The sequence below is a fragment of the Sediminibacillus sp. JSM 1682029 genome, assembly GCF_041366435.1.
Classification (GTDB): domain Bacteria; phylum Bacillota; class Bacilli; order Bacillales; family Amphibacillaceae; genus Sediminibacillus; species Sediminibacillus terrae.
This window is the reverse complement of the sequence record NZ_JBEWYY010000007.1, coordinates 131783-152803: the sequence shown is the minus strand read 5'-3', so window position 1 is coordinate 152803 and position 21021 is coordinate 131783. Positions and strand designations below refer to the sequence as shown.

Genomic DNA, 21021 nt, shown 5'->3' with positions numbered 1-21021 from the left:
CGGGGGATTATGCTACATTACTAGTATGTAATCGTCCGTTTATATGAGGTGTTATTGGATAAGAAATAGATTGGACAAGGATAATTTCTGGATGGACTTATAATCGGCGCAAATCAGCCGATAGTTTATTAGGGGGTGGAGCAGCATGTATGCAGCTGCGATTACGTTATTAATCATTGATGCAATTGCACTTATCGTATTGGTTTTACTTCAGTCCGGGAAAAGTGCCGGTCTTTCGGGAGCGATTTCCGGAGGAGCTGAGCAGCTTTTCGGCAAACAGAAAGCGCGCGGAATGGATTTAGTTCTTCACCGGGCCACCGTGGTGGCTTCGGTTGTCTTGTTCGTGCTCACGTTTGTTGTCGGTTTTATTTTGCAACCATAAGACTGGAGCCTGAACGGGACTGATTGAATTTGAATAAGGTATCCCAACGATCCCTTGCTGCAAGAGCGGCAGGGGATTGTTTAATTTTAAAGATAAGAAGGCCAGTCTTAACGCCCTCGAGGGTTTGTTGAAGTTTGTCGATAGCCCGCACGATGGGGGACGTGCAGGGGTTGTCATTGGAAGTGTTGATTTTAGCCTGATTCCTTTACAGGCGCTTGTGCTTTTCTTAACCCGGCAAGTAAAACCTTATCCCGTTACAATCCTTCATAAGAAAGCTAAAATAGGGGAAGAGAAACACGACGGTGAAATCTGTAAGAGGAAGCAGAAATTCCGTTGCACACAGAAAATACATGAAACAGCGAAAAATGAGGAGTGGAAGCAATTATGAAAATCAAACTGCCGGAACCATTTACGTTTGAAGGTGGAGAGCGCGCGGTATTATTATTACATGGATTCACAGGCCATACTGCTGATGTGCGGATGCTGGGCAGATACCTGCAAAAAAAAGGATATACTTGCCATGCACCTATTTATCGCGGGCATGGAGCACCGCCTGAAGAATTGATCAAAGCCCATCCGGATCAATGGTGGGAAGATGTCCAGGCAGCGATGAAACACCTGGAGGATATGGGACACCGAGAAATCGCCATTGCAGGACTGTCTCTTGGCGGGGTGTTGGGTTTGAAGCTAGCACATTCCCGACCTGTCAAAGCAGTCATCCCGATGTGCGCACCGATGTTTTTTGACAACGAAAAGCAGTTGACCAAGGGGTTTCAAGCATTCGCGAAAGAATTTAAACAACTGGAGAAAAAAGATGACCAGACGATTGAACGCGAAGTCCAGGAACTGCTAGACCATTCCAGCCGTATGTTCAAGGATTTAGGCGGACTGATTACTGAAGTGAAGGGAAAGGTCGATGAAATTTATGCACCGACTTTTGTGGTACAGGCCAGGAATGATGAAATGATCAATACGGACAGTGCTTCTTACATATATGAAAATGTGGAAGCGGACCATAAGGACATGAAATGGTATGAAAATTCTTCCCATGTGATAACACTCGACAAAGAAAAAGACCAGCTTCATGAGGATATTTATCAATTTTTAGAATCCTTGGAATGGAGTTAAGGCATAATAGAAATACTTATACCATTCTGGATAAAAAAGACCGAACGTAACGAATAAAAGACTAGTGAAGGAAGGTGAGCGTTTGGAAAACGAGATGAAACAGCAAATAATGGATTATTTCAAAGAGAATGCGTCCAAGCCATTGTCTGTGCAGGAAATCGAAGAAATTCTCGATTTGCAGGAGGCTGACGATTTTAAAATTTTGATGAAAAATCTTAATGAGCTGGAAGAAGCAGGAGAACTGGTCAGGACGAGAAAAAACCGCTATGGCCCCCCTGAAAGGATGAATTTGATCCGCGGAAAAATACAAATGCATGCGAAAGGCTTTGCATTCCTGATACCAGAAGAAGAAGGATTGGACGATGTTTATATCAATCATGCAGATTTACAATCTGCAATGAATAACGATAAGGTTCTGGTCCGGATTGAGGGAAGGGACGAGCATGGCAAACGGCCGGAAGGAGTTGTCGTCCGCATTTTGGAGCGTGCTGCCACTGAAGTGGTCGGTACTTACGATGATAACGGGAATTTTGGTTTTGTCATGGCGGATGACAAACGGATTCCGAATGATATTTTCGTCCCAAAAAGTGCTTCCAAGGGAGCAGTAGACGGACACAAGGTGATTGTCAAAATCACCAAATTTCCGGAAGGACGCATGAGTGCCGAGGGAGAAGTTTTGCAAATACTTGGTCACAAAAATGATCCAGGCATCGACATCATTTCCATTATCTACAAACATGGAATCAAAATCGACTTCCCGGAGGCGGTACTGGAACAGGCGGAAAACACACCGGAAACAATCCGGCCGGAGGAAATCGCCAACCGGAAAGATTTACGCGATGAAATGATTGTGACAATAGACGGCGCCGACGCAAAGGATTTGGATGACGCTGTCACTGTTAAACAATTGGAAAACGGCAACTATAAGTTAGGCGTCTATATCGCAGATGTTTCTTACTATGTAGAAGAAGGCTCTCCGATTGACGAGGAAGCGAATGAGCGGGCGACAAGTGTGTATTTGGTGGATCGCGTCATACCGATGATTCCGCACCGGCTTTCTAATGGAATTTGTTCTTTGAACCCACAAGTGGACAGACTGACACTTGGCTGTGAGATGGAAATCACGCCACAAGGAGAAGTCGTCAGCCATGACATTTTCCAAAGTGTTATCAAAACAAATGAACGAATGACCTACCATGACGTAAATAAAATTTTGGTGGATGATGATCCTGCTTTGAAAGATCGCTATGAGGAATTGGTTCCCATGTTCAAGGATATGGAAGAGCTTGCGGCCATACTACGCCGTAAGCGGATGAATCGCGGGGCCATCGACTTTGATTTCAAAGAAGCACAAGTCTTGGTGGATAAGGAAGGAAAAGCAGTAGATGTCGCACTACGGGAACGTTCTGTGGCCGAGCGTTTGATCGAAGAATTCATGCTTGCTGCTAATGAGACAGTGGCCGAGCATTTTCATTGGATGGAAGTTCCGTTCATTCACCGGATTCACCAGGATCCGAACCCGGATAAACTGCAGCATTTCTTTGAATTCATCGCCAATTTGGGTTACGTTGTGAAAGGGACATCGAACGAAATTCATCCACAGGCACTTCAGAGCGTATTGGAGGAAGTACAGGGAACGCAGGAAGAAATGATCATTTCCAAACTGATGCTGCGTTCCATGCAACAGGCGAAATATGACCCGCAAAGCATCGGTCATTTTGGTCTGGCGACAGATTTTTATACCCACTTTACTTCCCCGATTCGTCGTTATCCGGATTTGATTGTTCATCGATTGATCAGGACTTATTTGGTGAACGGCCAGTTGGATCAGCAAACACAGAAGCATTGGAAAGAAAAGATGCCGGAAATCGCCAGGCATTCTTCCGAGATGGAAAGGGCTGCTGTCGATGCCGAGCGTGAAACCGATGATTTGAAGAAAGCGGAATATATGCAAGATAAAATCGGTGAAGAGTACGATGGTGTCATCAGTTCGGTAACAGGATTCGGTTTGTTTGTCGAATTGCCGAATACGATCGAAGGACTTGTCCATGTCAGTTACTTGACCGACGACTATTATCATTTTGACGAAAAACATTACGCGATGATCGGTGAACGGACCGGCAACATTTTCCGGATTGGAGACGAAATCACGATCCGGGTGGTGAATGTCAATTTAGACGAGCGGGTGGTCGACTTCGAGATCGTCGGAATGAAACCGAGAAAGGCACGGGTTGCACCGGATCGTCCGAAGGTGATCACGGCCAAAAGGGAACGTACCAACAAACAAAACGGGAAAGCAAGCAAGAAACCGAAAGGCTCGTCGAAAAAGAGCAATGGGAAACGAAAGAAAAAGAAGAAGTAGGGCTTGTATTTTTTGGCTGTCGGCAGCATACCGGCAGCCTTTTTGCTTGTCTTTAATTGGCTGAGCGTTCATTTGCTGTTGATAGAAACTGCGACATGGTTTGAATTTGTCTTCCTAACTTCTTCCATTCGTTTAGTGGGAGTTCGACGCTGCGAAAATACCCTGCGCTTTCCGCGGGCGGCTGGTGAGCTTCCTCGAGCTGAGGCTCTGCGGGATCTCACCGAGGCCTTTCCTCCCGCAGGACAGGTGTTTTCGGTGGGACGAGTAATCGCAGTCCCAAGGAAGGCTGCGGCAGCGATGCATCGCACGAAGAAAATGGTTTTGTATTTTCGAGGAGTCTTCGGGTATTTTCTTCGTTAGGAACAGCTTTCTGTTTAAAAATGCGTGTACTAGACATTTTTTATTCATGGTACTCCAAGCATCGTATCATCAAAAGATTGCCGGGAAAACAAGCAGAAAGTCCAAGAACAGGATAATAAATGGAACTTCAACTATCTATTTATGAAAAGAAGTACACATTTCCTGACAAAAGCTTTTAAGATGGCTTGTTGGGACTCAAAGAAAAAGTCTCTAGGTTTGCGATAACACCATGCTCCTTAGCGCAGGTAGCATGCGCAGACTCCTGCGGGAAAAGCGCGAGCTGAAGATCCACTTGGTAAAGCGGTTTTCTTTACCAAGTTAGCTGAAGCCGTGCCCGCGGAAAGCGAAGTATGCTACCGAAGCGGTGGATAATACGCTTTTTGAATAAGCAATGGAAGTTCCCATTACAGTTACTGCGCAGTTTATATTTTTTACGAAAGAGGAACCGTAGAAAAAACACTCGCAGAGGTTTCAGCGAGTGTTTTTCAAAGAATCAGGAGAGCAGAAGTGCCAAACAAATGAACAGGATAGCCGAAATCAAGTAAACAAGCCCTAGTATGCGTGATTTGGTCTCCTTATTGCGAATGGAAATTCCTCCTGTAATAAAGAGAAACAAGGTGAATACGACAAACGCTGCCCAGCCCCAGCGGTAAGGGAGACCAAACTGGAGCCGGATCAAAAATAAAATGTTTGCCGGAATGGCAATAATCAATGGAATATATAAGGAGTTAAGCGTGACTTGTTTGTTCTGATCCATCGTAATGCCTCCTTATTAACTAAACTTACTATTCATTTACCCGATAAGTTTTTCCGTTAAATCCATGTCCCATACAAAACCCAGGGATCTTCGAGTCGGAACGCCTGCTTATTGGGGATACTTTCGAAAGCTGTCTGGGAAAAATCGAACCAGGCAGTCGGTTGAAGCTCATCTTTGGCCAAATGATCTTTGACAGTGTCCATGAAACCAGGCTGTTCAAAATGATCGTTCCAGAAGTATTTAATTTGAGCATACCATTCGCGCTTGTGATCGTTTTTTATGGTGAAGAACCGTTTCCTGTCCGGACTCACATAAAAAGTTGATTCTGCCAGATATTCATCTGTCAGCAAACCCGGAGTCAATGGCAGTGGATAATAACATTCGTAAGGAAAAACATTGATTGCATTCTCACTCAATGAATCAAGCAAAGCACGTTTATCTTTCACGTCACCGACACAATCCCATTTTGGCCCTGACGTTCCGGTTAGCAGTTTGCAATCGACTGCTGGCAACGAATGCAACTTTGTAAACACATCCAGATTGAGTTTTTCCAATACACGGCGTGCTGGAAAGTTATGTTCATTCGTATTCGCTCCCGCCCACCGGATCTGCGGGTTTTCTTTCAGGGTGGAAATGATGTAGGCCAACAGTTCTGTCGCATGCCCTTGAGAAAGAAAGCGGTTATCGCTTCGCAATCTGCCAAGCATCGCCATTCCCCCGGGAAACAGCGTATAACCTGCAATGGCAGCCAGTTGATTTCCCGAAAATAATCCAAAGAGTTCATGTGCGTTTGAATCAACTAAATCCGGGAAAATATCAACGACGTAATCGTATTCTAGATTTGTTTTCATTTGCTTTACTAAAATCCAATCATCGGAAGTCAGTTTTCTGATTTGCATTAAGTCTTGAGGCACTGTCATCGTACTCCTTCTGGTGATATTTCTTTCGGTATTTTCTCACAGACCTCCCCGATTTGCACTAAAAAAGTACGGGAGTCTTTTAAACGAAAGTGGACCGATAATTGGAATCGAACGGTTTTTTTGTTAAAATGAAAGGTACGGAAACATAGGAGGAAATAGGGATGCCAAAAGGACAAGGGAACACAATCGCACAAAATCGAAAAGCAGGACACGATTTTTTTATAGAAGAAACATTTGAAGCAGGCATCGTCTTGAAAGGTACCGAGATTAAATCAATCCGGGCCGGCAGGGTGAATTTGAAAGACAGCTTTGCCCGTATCGACAGGGGCGAGGCTTACTTGATGAATATGCACATCTCTCCCTACGAACAGGGCAACCGTTTCAATCATGATCCAACCCGGACACGCAAACTGCTGCTTCATCGCAAAGAGATCGACAAACTGATCGGAGCAACCCAGCAGCAGGGCTATTCACTTGTGCCCTTGAAGGTATATATAAAAAATGGTGTTGCCAAAGTGCTGATTGGATTAGGAAAAGGGAAGAAAAAGTACGACAAACGGGAAGATCTGAAACGTAAACAGGCTAAACGTGATGTCGACAGAGCCATCAAGGAAAGCCTGCAATGATTGCACTGGGTTGAAAAAAAGCGTATTTATGATATAATAAGAATTGTCTTAGGGACATTTACAACTCCATATGATAATGCTTGATTATATTTTCCGTTGTACCCTTTTTTACATGGGGACGTTACGGATTCGACAGGGATAGATCGAGCTCAGGCTGCGGGTCGAGGTTACGTCTCGTAAACCGTTACTCGCCTAAATATAACTGGCAAAGAAAACAATTACTCTTTAGCAGCTGCGTAAGCAGCACTAAAGGATCCTTCCTGCCATCGCCCGTGTGGCAGATTGAAGGGTCTCAACTGAAGCGGGCTACGCTGTCATCCACCGTCTGAGGATGCCAGAAGAGACTAATCAGACTAGCTCCCCGGAAGCCTGTTGGTAGGCTGAAAGGGTAGTGAATGATAATATACCAACTACGCTCGTAGATGCCTGAGTGCCGATATCTCTGGACGTGGGTTCGATTCCCACCGTCTCCACCAAATACATAGAAGATGGTTTTGGTGGATTTTCTATATCATAAACCGATAAAGCATAAGCTTTCACTTCAGGAAAGCTTATGCTTTATTTCATTTTTGGCCTTAGTGGTAGACATCAATTCATATTCTAATGATGGAAATTCTCCTGGTTGACAAAATACCCCGCAAGGTATATTATTGGTTTTGCATTACGAGATACCGGTATTTTGTAACGGAAACTGATAATAGGGCAGACGCCCATTTTTATTTCAATTTTTAAATACCCCCACGGGTAATTAAGAATCAACAAAGAGGAGGTTTTATTGGTATGTCAGAAACGAAAAAAACAACAATCGTTCTATTCAGCGGCGATTATGATAAGGCGATGGCCGCATACATCATCGCAAATGGCGCTGCTGCATATGACCATGAAGTCACCATATTCCATACCTTTTGGGGTTTGAATGCACTTAGAAAAGCAGAAAGCATGGAAGTGAAAAAAGGATTCATGGAGAAATTGTTTGGGAAAATGATGCCACGCGGTGTAGACAAAATGGGCTTATCAAAGATGAATTTTGCTGGATTTGGTCCTAAAATGATCAAGAAAGTCATGAAAAAGCATAATGCAATGAGCCTGCCGAACTTAATGGAAATGGCCCAAGAACAAGAGGTAAAGCTAGTGGCATGCACGATGACAATGGATTTATTGGGACTTCAAAAAGAAGAACTTTTAGATGATATCGAGTATGCCGGGGTTGCAGCGTACCTTGGTGATGCTGAAGATGGCAATGTAAACCTGTTTATCTGATCGTTTAGGTTCTCCCTGGTCACGAAAAGGGATGAGTCATATTTGTTCTCCATGCAAATGATTGGTATTTGTTTCAAACAAGGCTCATAGAAAGGAGATTATCAGCATGAAAGAAATAACAGCAAAAGAACTGCAGCGTTTTATGGAAAAAGATCAAACGTTAACTATTATTGATGTCAGGGAAACTGCTGAAGTGGCAGACGGAAAAATACCGGGTGCGGTTAACATTCCGCTTGGGTTGTTAGAATTCCGCATGCACGATTTGGATAAATCGGCCGAATACATTTTAGTTTGTCGTTCAGGCGGCAGAAGCGCGCAAGCAGTACGATTTTTGGAGAATCAAGGATTCGATGCCATTAACATGGCTGGCGGAATGTTAGCTTGGGAAGGCAAAACAGAATAATTTTTTTAAACTAAATTATACCCTGCAGGGTATAGGAGGTTGAAGTAATATGGAAAACGTGAAAGCCAATATAGTGTTGGATGCCAAAGGATTGGCATGTCCAATGCCAATCGTGAAAACGAAAAAAGCGATGAAAGATGTGGAAGCGGGGCATGTGATCGAAGTACAAGCAACCGATAAAGGATCGAAAGCTGATATCGAGGCGTGGGCCAACAGTGCCGGACACCAATATTTAGGTACACTGGAGGAAGGCACAACGTTAAAACACTATTTACGAAAAGCATCCGAAGAAGAAACGGTTGAAAAACAACATCCTAAAACCGCGACAAACGAAGATTTACAGGCAAAGTTATCGGAAAACATTGTTGTTCTCGATGTAAGAGAGACAGCAGAATTTGCGTTCAATCACATCCCGAGTGCGGTTTCTATCCCGCTAGGAGATCTGGAAAAACGTCTGGATGAATTAAACAAAGAGGATGAAATTTATGTCGTCTGTCGCACAGGAAGCAGAAGTGATCTAGCTGCTCAAAAATTGACAGAAAACGGTTTTGAACATGTCGTCAATGTTGTGCCAGGCATGAGTCAGTGGAACGGAGAAACGAAAAAACTGAACAATTGAGAATAAGGAAAAAACAAGAATTAACCATGATTTTTTTTGATTGAAAATATACGGTAGGGGGTAAGAATATGGGCGTGAACATGATGACCGCACATGAAGTCACGAAGAAGGTTATTAACAAGGAAGAGCTGTTTATTTTAGATGTTCGCAATCCGGATGCATTTTCAGATTGGAAAATTGAAGGAGAAAACTTCGACTATTTGAACATCCCTTATTTTGAACTGTTGGATGGAGTGGACGAAGTCCTGGATAAAATCCCTTCAAACAAAGAGGTATTGGTGGTTTGTGCGAAAGAGGGTTCGTCTGTAATGGTAGCAGAAATGCTGTCTGACGAAGGTTTGACGGTCTCTGTTTTGCAAGGTGGGATGAAGGCTTGGAGTGAACATTTAGAGCCTGTCAAAGTAGGAGACTTGAAAGGCGGCGGTGAAGTTTATCAGTTTGTGCGTATCGGGAAAGGCTGCTTGTCTTACATGGTTCTTTCGGATGGGGAAGCTGCAATCATCGATGCCACACGGATGATAGATGTTTTTATAGATTTTGCAAGAAGTAAAGAAGCAAAGATAACCAACGTGTTTGATACACATCTTCATGCAGATCATATCTCTGGGGGAAGAAAAATCGCTGAACAAACAGGTGCAACATATTGGATGCCTTCACAAGATGCACAGGAAGTTACTTTCACATATACAGCATTAGAAGGTGGACAGGAAGTAACCATTGGGAACACAGCGATTGATATCCATGCCCTATATACACCAGGACACACGATTGGCTCCACATCTTTTGTCGTAGATGACAAGTTTTTACTGACTGGGGATATTTTATTCATCGACTCTATTGGACGACCAGATTTGGCAGGAAGGGCCGAAGACTGGGTCGGTGATTTAAGAGAAAGCCTGTATACCCGTTATAGAGAATTGTCTTCGGAACTAATTGTTTTACCCGCACACTTTATGATTATGAATGAATTGAATGATGATGGAAGTGTTGGAGAAAAATTGGGTGTGCTCTTTAAGAAAAATCATGGGTTGAACATAGCGGATGAAACAGCGTTCAGGAAAATTGTAACGGAAAACTTGCCGCCGCAGCCTAATGCATACCATGAAATCCGTGAAACAAATATGGGGATGATCGACCCGGAAGAAGAAAAGCAAAGAGAAATGGAGATCGGGCCGAACCGCTGTGCAGTTCGTTGATCGAGGAAAGCGAAGAGAAAAATACAAGGAGGAATAGAAGATGGATGTAACTAAAGTAATAGATGCAAAAGGATTGGCTTGCCCAATGCCGATTGTAAGGACAAAAAAGGCAATGAACGATTTGGAATCCGGTCAAATCCTTGAAGTACATGCCACCGATAAAGGGGCAAAAAGCGATTTGTCCGCTTGGGCAAAATCCGGAGGTCATGAATTACTGAAAGATACTGAAGAAAATGATGTTTTAAAATTTTGGATCAAAAAGGGATGAAAGAGGGAACCGCTCTAGGTTCCTCTTTTTTTAAAGATAAGAAAGCATAAACCACTTCGAGGATTCGCTTAAGCTTGTCGGGGGTGCCCAAGGCGCTTGCGCTTTTCTTATAAGGAGGTTCAACCATGGATTTTTTTGTTATTGTGACGATTTTCTTCTTGGGTTTTGTAGGTTCGTTTTTTTCAGGAATGCTTGGTATCGGGGGATCTATTATAAACTTTCCCATGCTATTGTATATTCCTGCTGCCTTGGGAGTGGCCGAGTTCAGTGCCCATGAAGTTTCTGGAATTACTGCCATCCAAGTGTTATTTGCAACAATCGGCGGTGTATGGGCCTATCGGAAAGGCGGATTGTTGAATATATCTTTGATTGGTTACATGGGGGTTAGTATTTTAATCGGAAGTTTTATTGGTGGATTCGGTTCGACCCATCTATCAGAAAATAGTGTCAATGTCGTTTATGGAGTGTTGGCGATAATTGCAGTTATCATGATGTTCCTTCCGAAAAAGATAAAGGAGGAAATTCCTTTGGAACAAGTGACATTCAACAAGGGGCTAGCGGCATTTCTTGCTTTTTTAGTCGGGATTGGCGCTGGAATTGTGGGTGCTGGCGGTGCATTTCTTTTAGTCCCGATTATGTTGGGCGTTTTGAAGATCCCTACAAGAATGACTATCGCTTCTTCATTAGCTATCACTTTTTTATCGTCCATCGGAGCAACGATAGGAAAGATTTCTACAGGGCAAGTAGAGTATTTTGCCGCTGCAATTATGGTTGTTGCTAGTTTAATTGCTTCGCCTTTGGGAGCAAAGGCAGCTAAAAAAACAAATACGAAAGTGTTGCAAATGATTCTGGCATTGTTGATAACAGGGACTGCAGTGAAGATATGGATGGAGATTCTTTAAAACGGACATTATAATCGAAAAGAGATAACAACCGCATTTGAATGAAGGAGTGGGGGAGAATCAATGGGTTTCTTATCAATCGTATTCATACTCGTTTTTTTGACTCTCTATCAAAGATATTTCCCAGTACAGGGAGTCAAAGAACTGAGAAAACGGACAAATGATTTAAATAGCAAATCAGATGTGATATTTTTAGATACAAGGGACTACCAAACCTCGTCCAAAGAAAAAATCGACGGAAATACTTTTTGCATACCACTTCCCTATCTAAAACGCCATTATGTCCATTTGCCTATAGATAAAGATTTGATTGTCATTAATTCCGATCGAACGGAGAGCTATTTGAGTATTAGGTTGTTAAGAAAGAAAGGTTTTCGGGTAGTCGGCTATTTCTTACCTGGTAAAAAGAAGAAGGAGGAGTACCGTTATGGAATACAATGCTCAAATGAAAAATAGAATGAAAAGGATTGAAGGGCAAGTCAGAGGTTTGGTACGAATGATGGAAGAACAAAAGGATTGCAGAGATGTCGTTACACAAATGTCAGCCGTAAGAAGTGCTCTGGATAAAACAGCGGCGCTTATTGTAAGTACCAATCTGGAGCGATGCATTCGAGAGGAACAAGAAGCTGGGGAAAGCTCCGAAGAATTAATAAAAGAAGCGGTGAATTTACTAGTGAAAAGTAGATAATGCACTTAATTAGTTTCTTTTAACAGAAGCCTTTTTATTATAGTGATCACCAGATATTTTTTAGGTTTCATCATACGCTTACCCGTATATGTATGTTTTTGGATTGACCTGCAAAGCATGGTCGGCAGGCAAATACGCTGAACGTCTTTTGCTTTCTGAGGAAGTTGAAGCCGTGCCCGTGGAACGCGTAGTATCTTGCCGTAGCGATACGAACCACGCATCAAACAACAGGATGATAAGAAATCTATCTAAAGAACACAAATAGTAAAAGTCGAACGAATTTGATTGATAGTTCAAGTTCGCCCGGTTGTTGCTTTGGTGGCCATGCTTTTGTCTGGCCACTCTTCTGTTTAAAATTTCGTCTTCACGTTGGACGGTTATGAATTACCAGATAGATAAGCTCCTCGATGGACATTTTATGTTCTTGCTGCATACTATTTTTCCAGAGACCAATTTATCCGCCTACTGGGAATATACTTGTTTACAGGAGATTTCCTGTAAAGTTATCGGCGGATGAACATATACTAATCCCACTTGATGGCTATCTTGTGAGCAGAGGAGAAGATGTGCTTTGGAAAATGTAATGCTTGCTTTCGCCCTCACTTTAATGGCAGGTTTGGCCACTGGTATCGGGAGTTTGCTGGCCTTCTTCACTTCCACTACCAATACTAAGTTTTTATCCTTTTCCCTCGGCTTTTCTGCCGGGGTCATGATTTATGTTTCCATGATCGAGATTTTTGTGAAAGCCCAAGATGCCCTTGTCGGCGCGCTTGGCAATGGACCTGGGCACTGGTTTACGGTTATCGGTTTTTTCGCCGGAATGCTGTTGATTGCCTTGATTGATAAAATCATACCGAAGCAAGGGAATCCACATGAAGTAAAGAAAGTAGAGGATATGTCTAAACACAAACGGACTGTCAGCGATCCCTCCCTTTTGAAAATGGGCACCTTCACAGCATTGGCAATCGGAATCCATAACTTTCCGGAAGGGATTGCCACTTTTACATCGGCATTGCAGGACCCCGCGCTCGGTCTTGCGATAGCTGTCGCTATTGCTATTCATAATATTCCGGAAGGGATTGCTGTTTCGGTTCCTGTTTATTTCTCCACGGGGGATAAGCGAAAAGCTTTCAAACTGTCTTTCTTGTCCGGGTTGTCTGAGCCGGTCGGTGCTGTTGCTGCCTATTTTCTTCTTATGCCCTTTCTGAATGATGTAATGTTTGGAATGATTTTTGCTGCTGTCGCAGGAATCATGGTGTTTATTTCGCTTGACGAGCTGCTTCCTGCTTCCAAAAGATATGATGAAGCCCATCTATCCATTTATGGTTTGATCGGCGGCATGGCTGTCATGGCGTTGAGTCTTCTTTTGTTTATTTAGCATGGAACAGGAAAGGGAGCGGCAATAAAATTTTGCTGGCGACCTTTCCTTCTGGGTGCACGTTCCTTCTCAAATGATTTATACTTATTGGGGAACTCTATCAATGAAAACGAAAATTGGAGGATGACACGTGTTTTTCGCCATTATTTTTTTCTTAGTAGCGTCTTTTTTCCTGTCAGGCAGTGAAACTGCATTGACAGCCGTAAATAAAATGAAGGTGAAATCGAAAGCGGAGAACGGGGACAAGCGATCGCAAAATCTGTTGAAAATGGTGCAGAAGCCCGATGAATTGATTACGGCCATTCTGATTGGAAACAATATCTCCAATATCATGCTGCCGACGCTGGTAACAATGGTTGCCATCGAATATGGGTTCAATGTGGGAATGGCGACAGGGATTTTGACGTTTGTATTGATCATTTTTGCAGAAGTGTTGCCGAAATCGATTGCAGCTGCTTTTGCAGAAAAAGTATCCTATATAGTTTTTCCGTTCATTCGTCTGTTGATGATGATAACCAAGCCTTTAACCTTTCTATTGAACAAGCTGACCAGACTTGTTATCCGGCTAGTATCCAGTGAAGATCCGGACAAGGTTTCCATTTCAAAAGAAGAATTTATCACGATGGTCGATATCGCGACTGCGGAAGGAACATTTGCCAGCGAGGAAAAACACCGGATAAAGGGGGTCATCGATTTCCAGCGACTAGATGTGAGAGACGCATTGAAAACCCCGCGTATGGAAATCGACGGCATTCCCGCCGATGCTACCTATGAAACTGCTTTGTCCGACGTGATGAACAGCAATCATACGCGCTATCCTGTTTACCAGGACAACATGGATAACATTATCGGTGTATTCCATGCTAAACAACTGTTGGCCTGGTCACTGGAACAGGACAAGCCTTTAGAAGAATTCATGGACGGAGAACCGTTGTATGTTTTTGAGTTTTATTCCATAGAAAAAGTGTTCAAACTAATGCTGAAAGAACGGAAACATATGGCTATCGTTCTCGATGAATACGGGGGGACTAGCGGAATCTTAAGTAATGAAGATATTATCGAAGCGATGATCGGGCAGGAAATAAAAGACGAGACAGACGATAACGAGGAAGTCTTGATTGAGGAATTGGGAGAAAACAGAATAGTTTGTAACGGGAAATTATCCCTTCATCGATTGAATGAAATGTTCCGAACTGATATACCGGAAGAAGAGGATATCTTGTCGGGGTTTTTGTTACGTGAATTCGGTCGATTTCCCGAGGAGGGGGAAATCATCTATTTTCAAAATCTGCAATTCGAAATTCTGCGAGTAGAGGAAAACCGGCTCCAATCCATAGCCATTGAAAAAATGTCAGAGTGAAGGTCGTTGGAACAGGAGTAACTTGTTCTTATCCAGAGAGGTCTTGCACTCTACACAGGAATGTGGTGTTCCCTGTCTTGCTGCGGGTTCGTGGTGCGAGAGGGACGCCAATTTTTCATAGAAATACGGGAGATTAAAGATAGTCAAATGGATTGTACTATAAAGCCTGTTAACCAAAATAGGATCCACAGCGGACTTTTCAAGGAACCTCGGTCGTTCGTGTCAGCAGAAAGCGAGTTTAGTTCCTGTGTGGCTTGTGGGAAATCGCTACTTTGATGGTATATGGATTGAAAATCTATTTGCAGAGAACCCTGTTTTCTGACGGTGGCAAATAATAGCAAACCGGACGGTATTTCGAAAACTTTGGAAATATCGTCCGGCTTTTATATTGGCTACTGGGCTTTTATGCCAGTCATTTTCAAATCAAACTGTCTTAGAAAGACACTAGTTGCTGCTTTACTTTATTTTTATGACGATTTTTCCCTGGGCATGATGAGTTTCACTCAGTTTATGTGCGTCGCGTACTCCTTGGGTAGTCAGAGGGAAAGTTTTGCCGACGTTTGCCTTCACCTTTCCATCCTCCAGCAGCTTTCCGAGTTCTGCCAGTTGCTCGCCATCAGGGTTGAGCCACAAGGACCCCGATTTGATTTGTTTTCTGTCGGCAATCTCCTTGTCCGGTTCTCCGACAATCGAAACGAGCGTGCCGCCTTCTTTTAAGATTTCAAAGCTTTTTTTCTGTATATCCCCACCTAATGTGTCGACGACGATGTCATATTCCTGCAGTACTTCTGCAAAATCTTCTTCCTGGTAATTGATAAACCGGTCCACGCCTAACTGCTTCAGAAAATCTTCATTCTTTCCGCTGGCTGTGGAAGCGACATAAGCTCCAAAACTTTTGGCGATTTGGATTGCAAAACTTCCAACTCCGCCAGCTCCGGCATGGATCAACACTTTATCGCCTTCTTTTATTTCGGCGAAGTCTATGAGACACTGCCACGCAGTAAGTCCTGCCAGTGGCACGGCAGCGGCTTCTTCAAAGCTTATGTTTTCAGGCATTTTTGCCAGCAATCCTTCGTCAATGGCGGTGTATTCTGCATACGTACCATTCCGGGTAGTGGCTGGTCTGGCAAATACACGATCCCCTGGCTGAAACCGGGATACGTTTGAGCCGGTTTCATTTACGATTCCAGCGGCATCCCACCCTAAAATTATCGGGAAATCAAACGGCAGCATTTCTTTCAAATAACCTTCTCTCAGCTTCCAATCAATCGGATTGACAGAGGTGGCATGCATTTCGACTAAAACCTGTCCTGCTTCAATTGACGGTTTTTCCATCTCTATTTCATGTAATTGATCCGTGGATCCATATTGATCGATGACGACTGCTTTCATCATTACCCCTTCTTTCCTTCGTTTTCATCAAATATTACTACTTTTCCCGATTAACACTTCTGCCATTCGATAAAAGGTTACATTTATGGGTCTTGACGAACAAAATCCATGAAATCTATTAACTGGATTTTAATCGAGCTTCGAGTCAATGACAGCAAGAATGTAAAATCTCTATTATTTACCCCGTGATAGAAGTGAATAATCGTGGAATACAGCATAACCAATTCGTCAGAGTTACACAATCAAACAGCTTTCGAGGCGATTTTTGTTACTTTTTACCTGTAATTGATACACAATTGTAATATTGAGATAATATTTCTGTCATTTTGTAGTGATATACTACTAATTGCAATCGATAGATTTACGAGAAAAATAGATAACAATAACTACGAGAGAGTTCATACATAAATAGCGATTAAATTGTAAACAAGGTACTTAGGGGGAATAGCATGCTTACGAGAAAGTGGATCGGGATTAACACTGCCGTAATGATTTGTTTTGGAAGCGCGATCGCGGCACCGGCTGTTTCTGCAGAAACGAGCCTGGAAGACGAACAGCAACAAGTGCAAAGCGAACGGTCGGAAGTGCAGGCGGATATCGATGCGAAACAAGCAGAGATTGAAGAAGTACTGGCTGAATTGGAGCAATTAAACGAGCAAATCAAGCGGGTAGAGCAGGCGATCAAAGACAACGAGCAGAAAATCACTGATACAAAAACGGAAATCAAGCAGACCAAAGAGGATATCGAAAAACTCGAAGCGGAAATTGCCGAGCTTCAAGAAACAATGGAAAAACGATTCGACATTTTGAAAGAACGGGCAAAAACGTTACAAAAAAATGGTGGTACGGTCAGTTACATGGAAGTAATTCTAGGTTCGAAAAACTTTGGTGATTTTATTGATCGTGTAACCCTTGTATCGAAAGTGATGGATTCAGATGCCGATCTTCTGGAGCAGCATGAAGCGGATAAGGAAAAATTGGAAACGAAGCGCCAGGACATGGACGACAAGCTGGCTGATTTGAATGACATGAAAACAGAATTGGAAGGCATGCAGGCTCAGATACTTGAGCAAAAAGAACAAAATGATCAATTGAAGGAAGAATTGAAAGAAAAAGAACAAGCCACTCGTGATGAAAAAGCATCCTTACAGGAAAAGGATCAGCAGCTGGCTTCAGAGGAACAGCAAATTAAAGAAGATATCGAAAAACAGGAAACGCAGATTCAGGCAATGAGTATCGAGCAGTCACGCGATAATGCTTCGTCTTTCGGCAGGTCTTCGGCAGCATCCTCTGCCCCTAAGGCAACGGGAGCAAGCGGAAATGTAAGTACGGTTATTTCAGCAGGATATAAGTATATTGGCAATTCGGTATATGTATTTGGTGGAGGAAGAACGGCTTCTGACGTTGCAAACGGTCGATTCGACTGTTCCGGGTTTGTAAGCTGGGCGTTCTCCCAGGCGGGTGTAAGTGTTCCGGCAAGCACCGGAGCTTTGACAGGCGCTGGAAGCAAAGTATCTGCCGGCAATATGAAACCTGGTGACTTAGTCTTCTTTGATACTTACAAAAAAGACGGACATGTCGGTATTTATATCGGCGGCGGCAACTTCATCGGTTCCCAAAGCTCTACAGGGGTTGCTGTAGCAAACATGACCAGCGGTTACTGGAAAAATCACTTTAAAGGCCATGTTGTCCGGGTAATGAACTGAACGGGTGTATGAAAAAGTTAACATAGAGGACTTTCCGTTATGGAGAGTTCTCTTTTTATTGCAGGCCATGTGACTAACAGCCAATGATTAGAAGCATACTGTCAAATGTTGTCGCCGGACATCAGGAGGAATGCTTCCAATCCGCCGAGCAGTGGTGTTGATAAAAGACCCACTTATGAATGACTTAATGTTTAACTAGCGGGGTGCTATTGTGAAAAAACTTCTTTCTTCTTTTTTATTATTGATTATCTTTACCCAACATATACTGCCATCAAACGTCGATGCAGCTGATTTAAATGAAAAATTGTTGAGTGAATCCGCTATATTGATCGATGCGGATTCTGGACAGGTTTTATATGAAAAAAACGCAGAGAAATCAATGTATCCCGCTAGTTTGACCAAAGTGGCAACCGCCATTTATGCAATTGAAACGGCCGATTTAGATGAAGTGGTGACTGTTAGTGCCAATGCGCGGTCAGTTGAAGGAACGAGAGTATATCTGGAAGAAGGCGAGCAAGTATCGTTGAAAAAATTGATCCAGGGAATGCTCATCAATTCCGGCAATGATGCCGGCGTCGCGATTGCCGAACATCTGGGAGGAAGCTCTGCACAATTCGCGGATGATTTAAACAGCTATTTAAAGGCGGTCATCGGTGTTCGCGATACCCATTTCACCAATGCCCATGGTTTGTTCAATGAAAATCACACTACAACGGCCTCAGACCTGGCAAAAATAACTCAATACGCCATGAAAAATCCTACTTTCAAAGAAATATTTGGAACTAAAGAATTGAAGTGGGAGGGAGAAGCCTGGTCGACCACACTTTATCATCACCACAAAATGATGCGGGAGAATCCTTATGAAGGGATCACTGGCGGTAAAACCGGATATGTCGATCAGTCGGGACATACCTTGATCACGACAGCCGAGCGAGGTGACCAACGGTTGATTGCGGTAACGTTGAAAGCAGCGACACAAGATTGGGCTTACCAGGATGCTGAAGCTCTGCTTGATTATGGTTTTGGTTCATTCGAAACGGTCACCGTACCAAAAGGGACAGAGTTTGTTAGTGACAACGGTTCTGCGTACAGTACCGACCATGCGATTGTATACACCAAAATGAAGGGACAGGATGCAGAACTCTCGGTGGATGATCAAGGAAACTTGGCTATTGAACAGGAGAACCAATCATTGGACATTTCTTTTGAACTGAAAGGGGATAAAGATAAACAAGAAGCTGAAAAAAGCAAGAAAGCAGCAGCTGATCAACCCGATAAACAGTCCGGTTTTACTTCTCTGTGGATAATTGCAGGACTGGCAGGAATTGCAGTGGTGTTTTTCCGGAAATGGATCAAACGTGTGGTCATGTAGGAACGTCATTAGGATAAGACAGGTCTTGGATTTTACCTTTGCAGTACAGCGGAGGACCTTCAAATTTACTTGACTATAATAAAGCTCTCTGACCCTTTTCTTTTGAATGATGGGTTGTCCATTTAAAGAAGCTTAATTTATATCGAACTAAAAAGAAACCGAACGATTTCGAAGTGTATGCATCGAATCATCGTTCGGTTTTTGTACTTCCATGCATTGATGATTTTGACCAAAGCACAGGAGTGTCTTGTTTCAGGCAGTCGTTTTCTTGAACCAGTTAGCATGATTCTGTTGAATATGCCGCATACTAACAGAAGAAAACGAAAGAAAAGGAGTAATCCAGTGAACAACTTTGACGGCGTTTTATTCAGCGGTGAATTTTCTGATGATGATGAACTGTTTTATTTGCGGCGGGTGAAAAATCTGCAAACACAGTCCATCCTTTCCAATCGGCAATTGGAGCAGCTGTATCATTATTTGTCCAGACAAAATGACAGGCAGGAGAGCTGTACGATTACGGTGAATGATCAAATTCCCGTTCTTTTGACCCCGCAAGAAGCAGAGCAATTGTTGACAGAGCTGGACGAAATAATCACCCACTTGTAAAAAAGAATAGTAGGAGGAATTAGGATGACAAATAAACGGAAATCCATGAAAAATGATGCTGAAAAGGTAGCGGAAAAAATGTATGATCCTGCTGACTATCAGAAAGATGAACAGTTATCGAAAGGAATGGCTGTAACACATGAACAAGTTTCCGACGATTATACAGAGGGCACAATTGATGGAGCCATTGATGCAGTAGATGACAATGGCAATTTAATCAACCATCATGGGGAGAAGATGACAAATGACAGAAGGAGGGGTGAAAATGGTGGCAAGAAGGAATAAAATTCTTGTTCCGGAAGCTAGAGAAGGATTGGACAGGCTTAAGGCAAAAGTCTCCAACACGCAGGATCCGGATAAGGCAAAGTACGAAACAGCCGAAGAACAAGGCATTGATTTGAAACAAGGATACAACGGAAACATCAAGGCAAAAGATGCCGGGAAAATCGGTGGCAAGATCGGTGGCAATATGGTTAAAGAAATGATCGAAATGGCAGAAGAACAATTGAAAAACAAGCAATAAGCAGCTGTCTGGTTCTGGGTTTATCTCCTTTCCTTTGTGGTTATCGAATAGTAAGGAAAGGTGGGTGAGAGGATGACGAGACATAAGTTAAACGATCTTAGAGTGGGCGAAAATTACTCGGCCTCCGAGTTGGACAGCTTTGTTTCTTCAAGCGATGTAGTGATTATCTCATCAAACGACTCCCAGCTTTTTTCTGATCCAGAAAGAGAGTATAAAGTTGTCCACCAATTTAACGGTTTCTTTGAGCATTCTTCCGAAAATGGAGAAAAATATTTCAGGGACAAACCTGCGTTTTTAGTAGAAAAAGTATAGAGTGCCAGGCCGGGATTAAAAAAGCGGCAGCTCCTGTTTACTTATACAGGGTCTGCCGCTTGCTTTTGTTAACAGTGTTTGTTGTATGCCTGAGAAAGGTTTGCTGCGATATCTTCCACTTCATGATCTTCAATCTCTTCACGTGGAATAAAGTGAAGGACTTTTCCATCTTTCATAACGGCCATTGAAGGGGAGGAGGGTTCGATCCCCACAAAATATTCGCGCATCCTTGCCGTTGCTTCCCGGTCTTGTCCTGCGAACACAGTCACGAGGTTATCTGGCTTTTTATCATTGTTCAAGGATTCTCTTACCGCCGGTCTTGCAAGCCCGGCCGCACATCCACAGACCGAATTGACTACGACTAGTGAAGTGCCTTGAGTTGAATGGATAAATTCATCGACTGCTTCAGAAGATGTCAATTCCTCGAAACCAGCTTCTGTCAGCTCTGATCTCATCGGCTGAGATATTTCTTTCATATATTGTTCATATGCATTCATTTTG

General features: G+C 43.1%; 24 protein-coding genes and 1 other RNA gene. 21 read left to right on the top strand and 4 right to left on the bottom strand.

The features are described from left to right. Positions 1 to 145 precede the first annotated feature (145 nt). From secG to rnr, 4 genes are all read left to right on the top strand, one after another. Positions 146 to 382 carry a preprotein translocase subunit SecG gene (secG, locus tag ABVF09_RS13320; RefSeq protein ID WP_026569499.1) on the top strand — a complete coding sequence of 79 codons (237 nt, stop codon included), beginning with the start codon at positions 146 to 148 and terminating at the stop codon, positions 380 to 382. Between the two features lie 76 nt (positions 383 to 458). Further along, complete coding sequence (locus ABVF09_RS13315) at positions 459 to 770, top strand: hypothetical protein (RefSeq protein ID WP_153465338.1); 312 nt, start codon at positions 459 to 461, stop codon at positions 768 to 770. Beyond that, positions 767 to 1510, top strand: a complete 744-nt coding sequence (locus tag ABVF09_RS13310; RefSeq protein ID WP_026569501.1) for an alpha/beta hydrolase — start codon at positions 767 to 769, stop codon at positions 1508 to 1510. Before ABVF09_RS13315 ends, ABVF09_RS13310 begins: the two co-directional genes overlap by 4 nt. Before the next feature lie 94 nt (positions 1511 to 1604). Then, entirely contained in the window at positions 1605 to 3872 is a 2268-nt protein-coding gene (gene rnr / locus ABVF09_RS13305) for a ribonuclease R (protein ID WP_037329459.1), read from the top strand. A gap of 853 nt (positions 3873 to 4725) precedes the next feature. Here rnr and ABVF09_RS13300 read toward each other — a convergent pair. Together ABVF09_RS13300 and ABVF09_RS13295 are read right to left on the bottom strand one after the other, a co-directional pair. Further along, positions 4726 to 4989, bottom strand: a complete 264-nt coding sequence (locus tag ABVF09_RS13300) for a hypothetical protein (protein ID WP_026569502.1) — start codon at positions 4987 to 4989, stop codon at positions 4726 to 4728. Positions 4990 to 5045: 56 nt separating this feature from the next. After that, positions 5046 to 5909 (bottom strand): GNAT family N-acetyltransferase, encoded by an 864-nt coding sequence (locus tag ABVF09_RS13295; protein ID WP_371069380.1) that lies wholly within the window; start codon positions 5907 to 5909, stop codon positions 5046 to 5048. Positions 5910 to 6070: 161 nt separating this feature from the next. Between ABVF09_RS13295 and smpB the strand changes: the two genes are divergently transcribed. From smpB to ABVF09_RS13240, 11 genes are all read left to right on the top strand, one after another. Then, entirely contained in the window at positions 6071 to 6535 is a 465-nt protein-coding gene (gene smpB, locus ABVF09_RS13290) for an SsrA-binding protein SmpB (RefSeq protein ID WP_026569504.1), read from the top strand. 114 nt (positions 6536 to 6649) lie between these two features. Further along, positions 6650 to 7011, top strand: a transfer-messenger RNA (tmRNA) gene (gene ssrA / locus ABVF09_RS13285). 304 nt (positions 7012 to 7315) lie between these two features. Then, positions 7316 to 7795 carry a DsrE/DsrF/DrsH-like family protein gene (locus ABVF09_RS13280; RefSeq protein ID WP_026569505.1) on the top strand — a complete coding sequence of 160 codons (480 nt, stop codon included), beginning with the start codon at positions 7316 to 7318 and terminating at the stop codon, positions 7793 to 7795. Between the two features lie 106 nt (positions 7796 to 7901). Then, positions 7902 to 8198, top strand: a complete 297-nt coding sequence (locus ABVF09_RS13275) for a rhodanese-like domain-containing protein (protein WP_371069379.1) — start codon at positions 7902 to 7904, stop codon at positions 8196 to 8198. Between the two features lie 49 nt (positions 8199 to 8247). After that, a complete protein-coding gene (locus ABVF09_RS13270) occupies positions 8248 to 8817 on the top strand; it encodes a sulfurtransferase TusA family protein (protein WP_371069378.1) in 570 nt (189 codons plus the stop codon). A 68-nt stretch (positions 8818 to 8885) separates the two neighbouring features. Continuing rightward, entirely contained in the window at positions 8886 to 10013 is a 1128-nt protein-coding gene (locus ABVF09_RS13265) for an MBL fold metallo-hydrolase (protein WP_371069377.1), read from the top strand. Positions 10014 to 10053: 40 nt separating this feature from the next. Beyond that, positions 10054 to 10281, top strand: a complete 228-nt coding sequence (locus ABVF09_RS13260) for a sulfurtransferase TusA family protein (RefSeq protein WP_026772341.1) — start codon at positions 10054 to 10056, stop codon at positions 10279 to 10281. Positions 10282 to 10406: 125 nt separating this feature from the next. Then, positions 10407 to 11183, top strand: a complete 777-nt coding sequence (locus ABVF09_RS13255) for a sulfite exporter TauE/SafE family protein (RefSeq protein WP_153465332.1) — start codon at positions 10407 to 10409, stop codon at positions 11181 to 11183. A 427-nt stretch (positions 11184 to 11610) separates the two neighbouring features. Then, positions 11611 to 11871, top strand: a complete 261-nt coding sequence (locus ABVF09_RS13250) for a metal-sensitive transcriptional regulator (protein WP_026569511.1) — start codon at positions 11611 to 11613, stop codon at positions 11869 to 11871. 583 nt (positions 11872 to 12454) lie between these two features. Further along, entirely contained in the window at positions 12455 to 13249 is a 795-nt protein-coding gene (gene zupT, locus ABVF09_RS13245) for a zinc transporter ZupT (protein ID WP_035426756.1), read from the top strand. A 130-nt stretch (positions 13250 to 13379) separates the two neighbouring features. Continuing rightward, positions 13380 to 14609 carry a hemolysin family protein gene (locus tag ABVF09_RS13240; RefSeq protein WP_153465330.1) on the top strand — a complete coding sequence of 410 codons (1230 nt, stop codon included), beginning with the start codon at positions 13380 to 13382 and terminating at the stop codon, positions 14607 to 14609. A 456-nt stretch (positions 14610 to 15065) separates the two neighbouring features. Here ABVF09_RS13240 and ABVF09_RS13235 read toward each other — a convergent pair whose 3' ends face one another. Next, complete coding sequence (locus tag ABVF09_RS13235) at positions 15066 to 16001, bottom strand: NADP-dependent oxidoreductase (RefSeq protein WP_371069376.1); 936 nt, start codon at positions 15999 to 16001, stop codon at positions 15066 to 15068. Between the two features lie 449 nt (positions 16002 to 16450). Between ABVF09_RS13235 and ABVF09_RS13230 the strand changes: the two genes are divergently transcribed. From ABVF09_RS13230 to ABVF09_RS13205, 6 genes are all read left to right on the top strand, one after another. Next, entirely contained in the window at positions 16451 to 17707 is a 1257-nt protein-coding gene (locus ABVF09_RS13230) for a coiled-coil domain-containing protein (RefSeq protein ID WP_371069375.1), read from the top strand. A 211-nt stretch (positions 17708 to 17918) separates the two neighbouring features. Beyond that, complete coding sequence (locus ABVF09_RS13225; RefSeq protein WP_037329399.1) at positions 17919 to 19079, top strand: serine hydrolase; 1161 nt, start codon at positions 17919 to 17921, stop codon at positions 19077 to 19079. Positions 19080 to 19421: 342 nt separating this feature from the next. Beyond that, positions 19422 to 19685: a hypothetical protein gene (locus tag ABVF09_RS13220; RefSeq protein WP_026772345.1), complete on the top strand. Its 264-nt coding sequence runs from the start codon at positions 19422 to 19424 to the stop codon at positions 19683 to 19685. A 24-nt stretch (positions 19686 to 19709) separates the two neighbouring features. Next, positions 19710 to 19970 (top strand): YozQ family protein, encoded by a 261-nt coding sequence (locus ABVF09_RS13215; RefSeq protein WP_081704652.1) that lies wholly within the window; start codon positions 19710 to 19712, stop codon positions 19968 to 19970. Then, positions 19954 to 20208: an alpha/beta-type small acid-soluble spore protein gene (locus tag ABVF09_RS13210; protein WP_026569517.1), complete on the top strand. Its 255-nt coding sequence runs from the start codon at positions 19954 to 19956 to the stop codon at positions 20206 to 20208. Before ABVF09_RS13215 ends, ABVF09_RS13210 begins: the two co-directional genes overlap by 17 nt. A gap of 72 nt (positions 20209 to 20280) precedes the next feature. Then, entirely contained in the window at positions 20281 to 20520 is a 240-nt protein-coding gene (locus tag ABVF09_RS13205; protein WP_026569518.1) for a hypothetical protein, read from the top strand. A 68-nt stretch (positions 20521 to 20588) separates the two neighbouring features. Here the strand turns inward: ABVF09_RS13205 and ABVF09_RS13200 are convergent, their stop codons facing one another. Next, positions 20589 to 21017, bottom strand: a complete 429-nt coding sequence (locus ABVF09_RS13200; protein ID WP_026569519.1) for a BrxA/BrxB family bacilliredoxin — start codon at positions 21015 to 21017, stop codon at positions 20589 to 20591. Between the last annotated feature and the right edge of the window lie 4 nt (positions 21018 to 21021).

Excerpts from the sequence above, each read along its gene's own strand:
- ABVF09_RS13255 (WP_153465332.1), top strand. The coding sequence starts at position 10,407 with ATGGATTTTTTTGTTATTGTGACGATTTTCTTCTTGGGTTTTGTAGGT.
- ABVF09_RS13275 (WP_371069379.1), top strand. The coding sequence starts at position 7,902 with ATGAAAGAAATAACAGCAAAAGAACTGCAGCGTTTTATGGAAAAAGAT.
- ABVF09_RS13280 (WP_026569505.1), top strand. The coding sequence starts at position 7,316 with ATGTCAGAAACGAAAAAAACAACAATCGTTCTATTCAGCGGCGATTAT.
- ABVF09_RS13265 (WP_371069377.1), top strand. The coding sequence starts at position 8,886 with ATGGGCGTGAACATGATGACCGCACATGAAGTCACGAAGAAGGTTATT.
- ABVF09_RS13250 (WP_026569511.1), top strand. The coding sequence starts at position 11,611 with ATGGAATACAATGCTCAAATGAAAAATAGAATGAAAAGGATTGAAGGG.
- ABVF09_RS13230 (WP_371069375.1), top strand. The coding sequence starts at position 16,451 with ATGCTTACGAGAAAGTGGATCGGGATTAACACTGCCGTAATGATTTGT.
- smpB (WP_026569504.1), top strand. The coding sequence starts at position 6,071 with ATGCCAAAAGGACAAGGGAACACAATCGCACAAAATCGAAAAGCAGGA.
- secG (WP_026569499.1), top strand. The coding sequence starts at position 146 with ATGTATGCAGCTGCGATTACGTTATTAATCATTGATGCAATTGCACTT.
- ABVF09_RS13205 (WP_026569518.1), top strand. The coding sequence starts at position 20,281 with ATGACGAGACATAAGTTAAACGATCTTAGAGTGGGCGAAAATTACTCG.
- ABVF09_RS13235 (WP_371069376.1), bottom strand. The coding sequence starts at position 16,001 with ATGAAAGCAGTCGTCATCGATCAATATGGATCCACGGATCAATTACAT.
- ABVF09_RS13200 (WP_026569519.1), bottom strand. The coding sequence starts at position 21,017 with ATGAATGCATATGAACAATATATGAAAGAAATATCTCAGCCGATGAGA.
- ABVF09_RS13270 (WP_371069378.1), top strand. The coding sequence starts at position 8,248 with ATGGAAAACGTGAAAGCCAATATAGTGTTGGATGCCAAAGGATTGGCA.
- ABVF09_RS13300 (WP_026569502.1), bottom strand. The coding sequence starts at position 4,989 with ATGGATCAGAACAAACAAGTCACGCTTAACTCCTTATATATTCCATTG.
- zupT (WP_035426756.1), top strand. The coding sequence starts at position 12,455 with ATGCTTGCTTTCGCCCTCACTTTAATGGCAGGTTTGGCCACTGGTATC.
- ABVF09_RS13295 (WP_371069380.1), bottom strand. The coding sequence starts at position 5,909 with ATGACAGTGCCTCAAGACTTAATGCAAATCAGAAAACTGACTTCCGAT.
- rnr (WP_037329459.1), top strand. The coding sequence starts at position 1,605 with ATGAAACAGCAAATAATGGATTATTTCAAAGAGAATGCGTCCAAGCCA.
- ABVF09_RS13260 (WP_026772341.1), top strand. The coding sequence starts at position 10,054 with ATGGATGTAACTAAAGTAATAGATGCAAAAGGATTGGCTTGCCCAATG.
- ABVF09_RS13310 (WP_026569501.1), top strand. The coding sequence starts at position 767 with ATGAAAATCAAACTGCCGGAACCATTTACGTTTGAAGGTGGAGAGCGC.
- ABVF09_RS13215 (WP_081704652.1), top strand. The coding sequence starts at position 19,710 with ATGACAAATAAACGGAAATCCATGAAAAATGATGCTGAAAAGGTAGCG.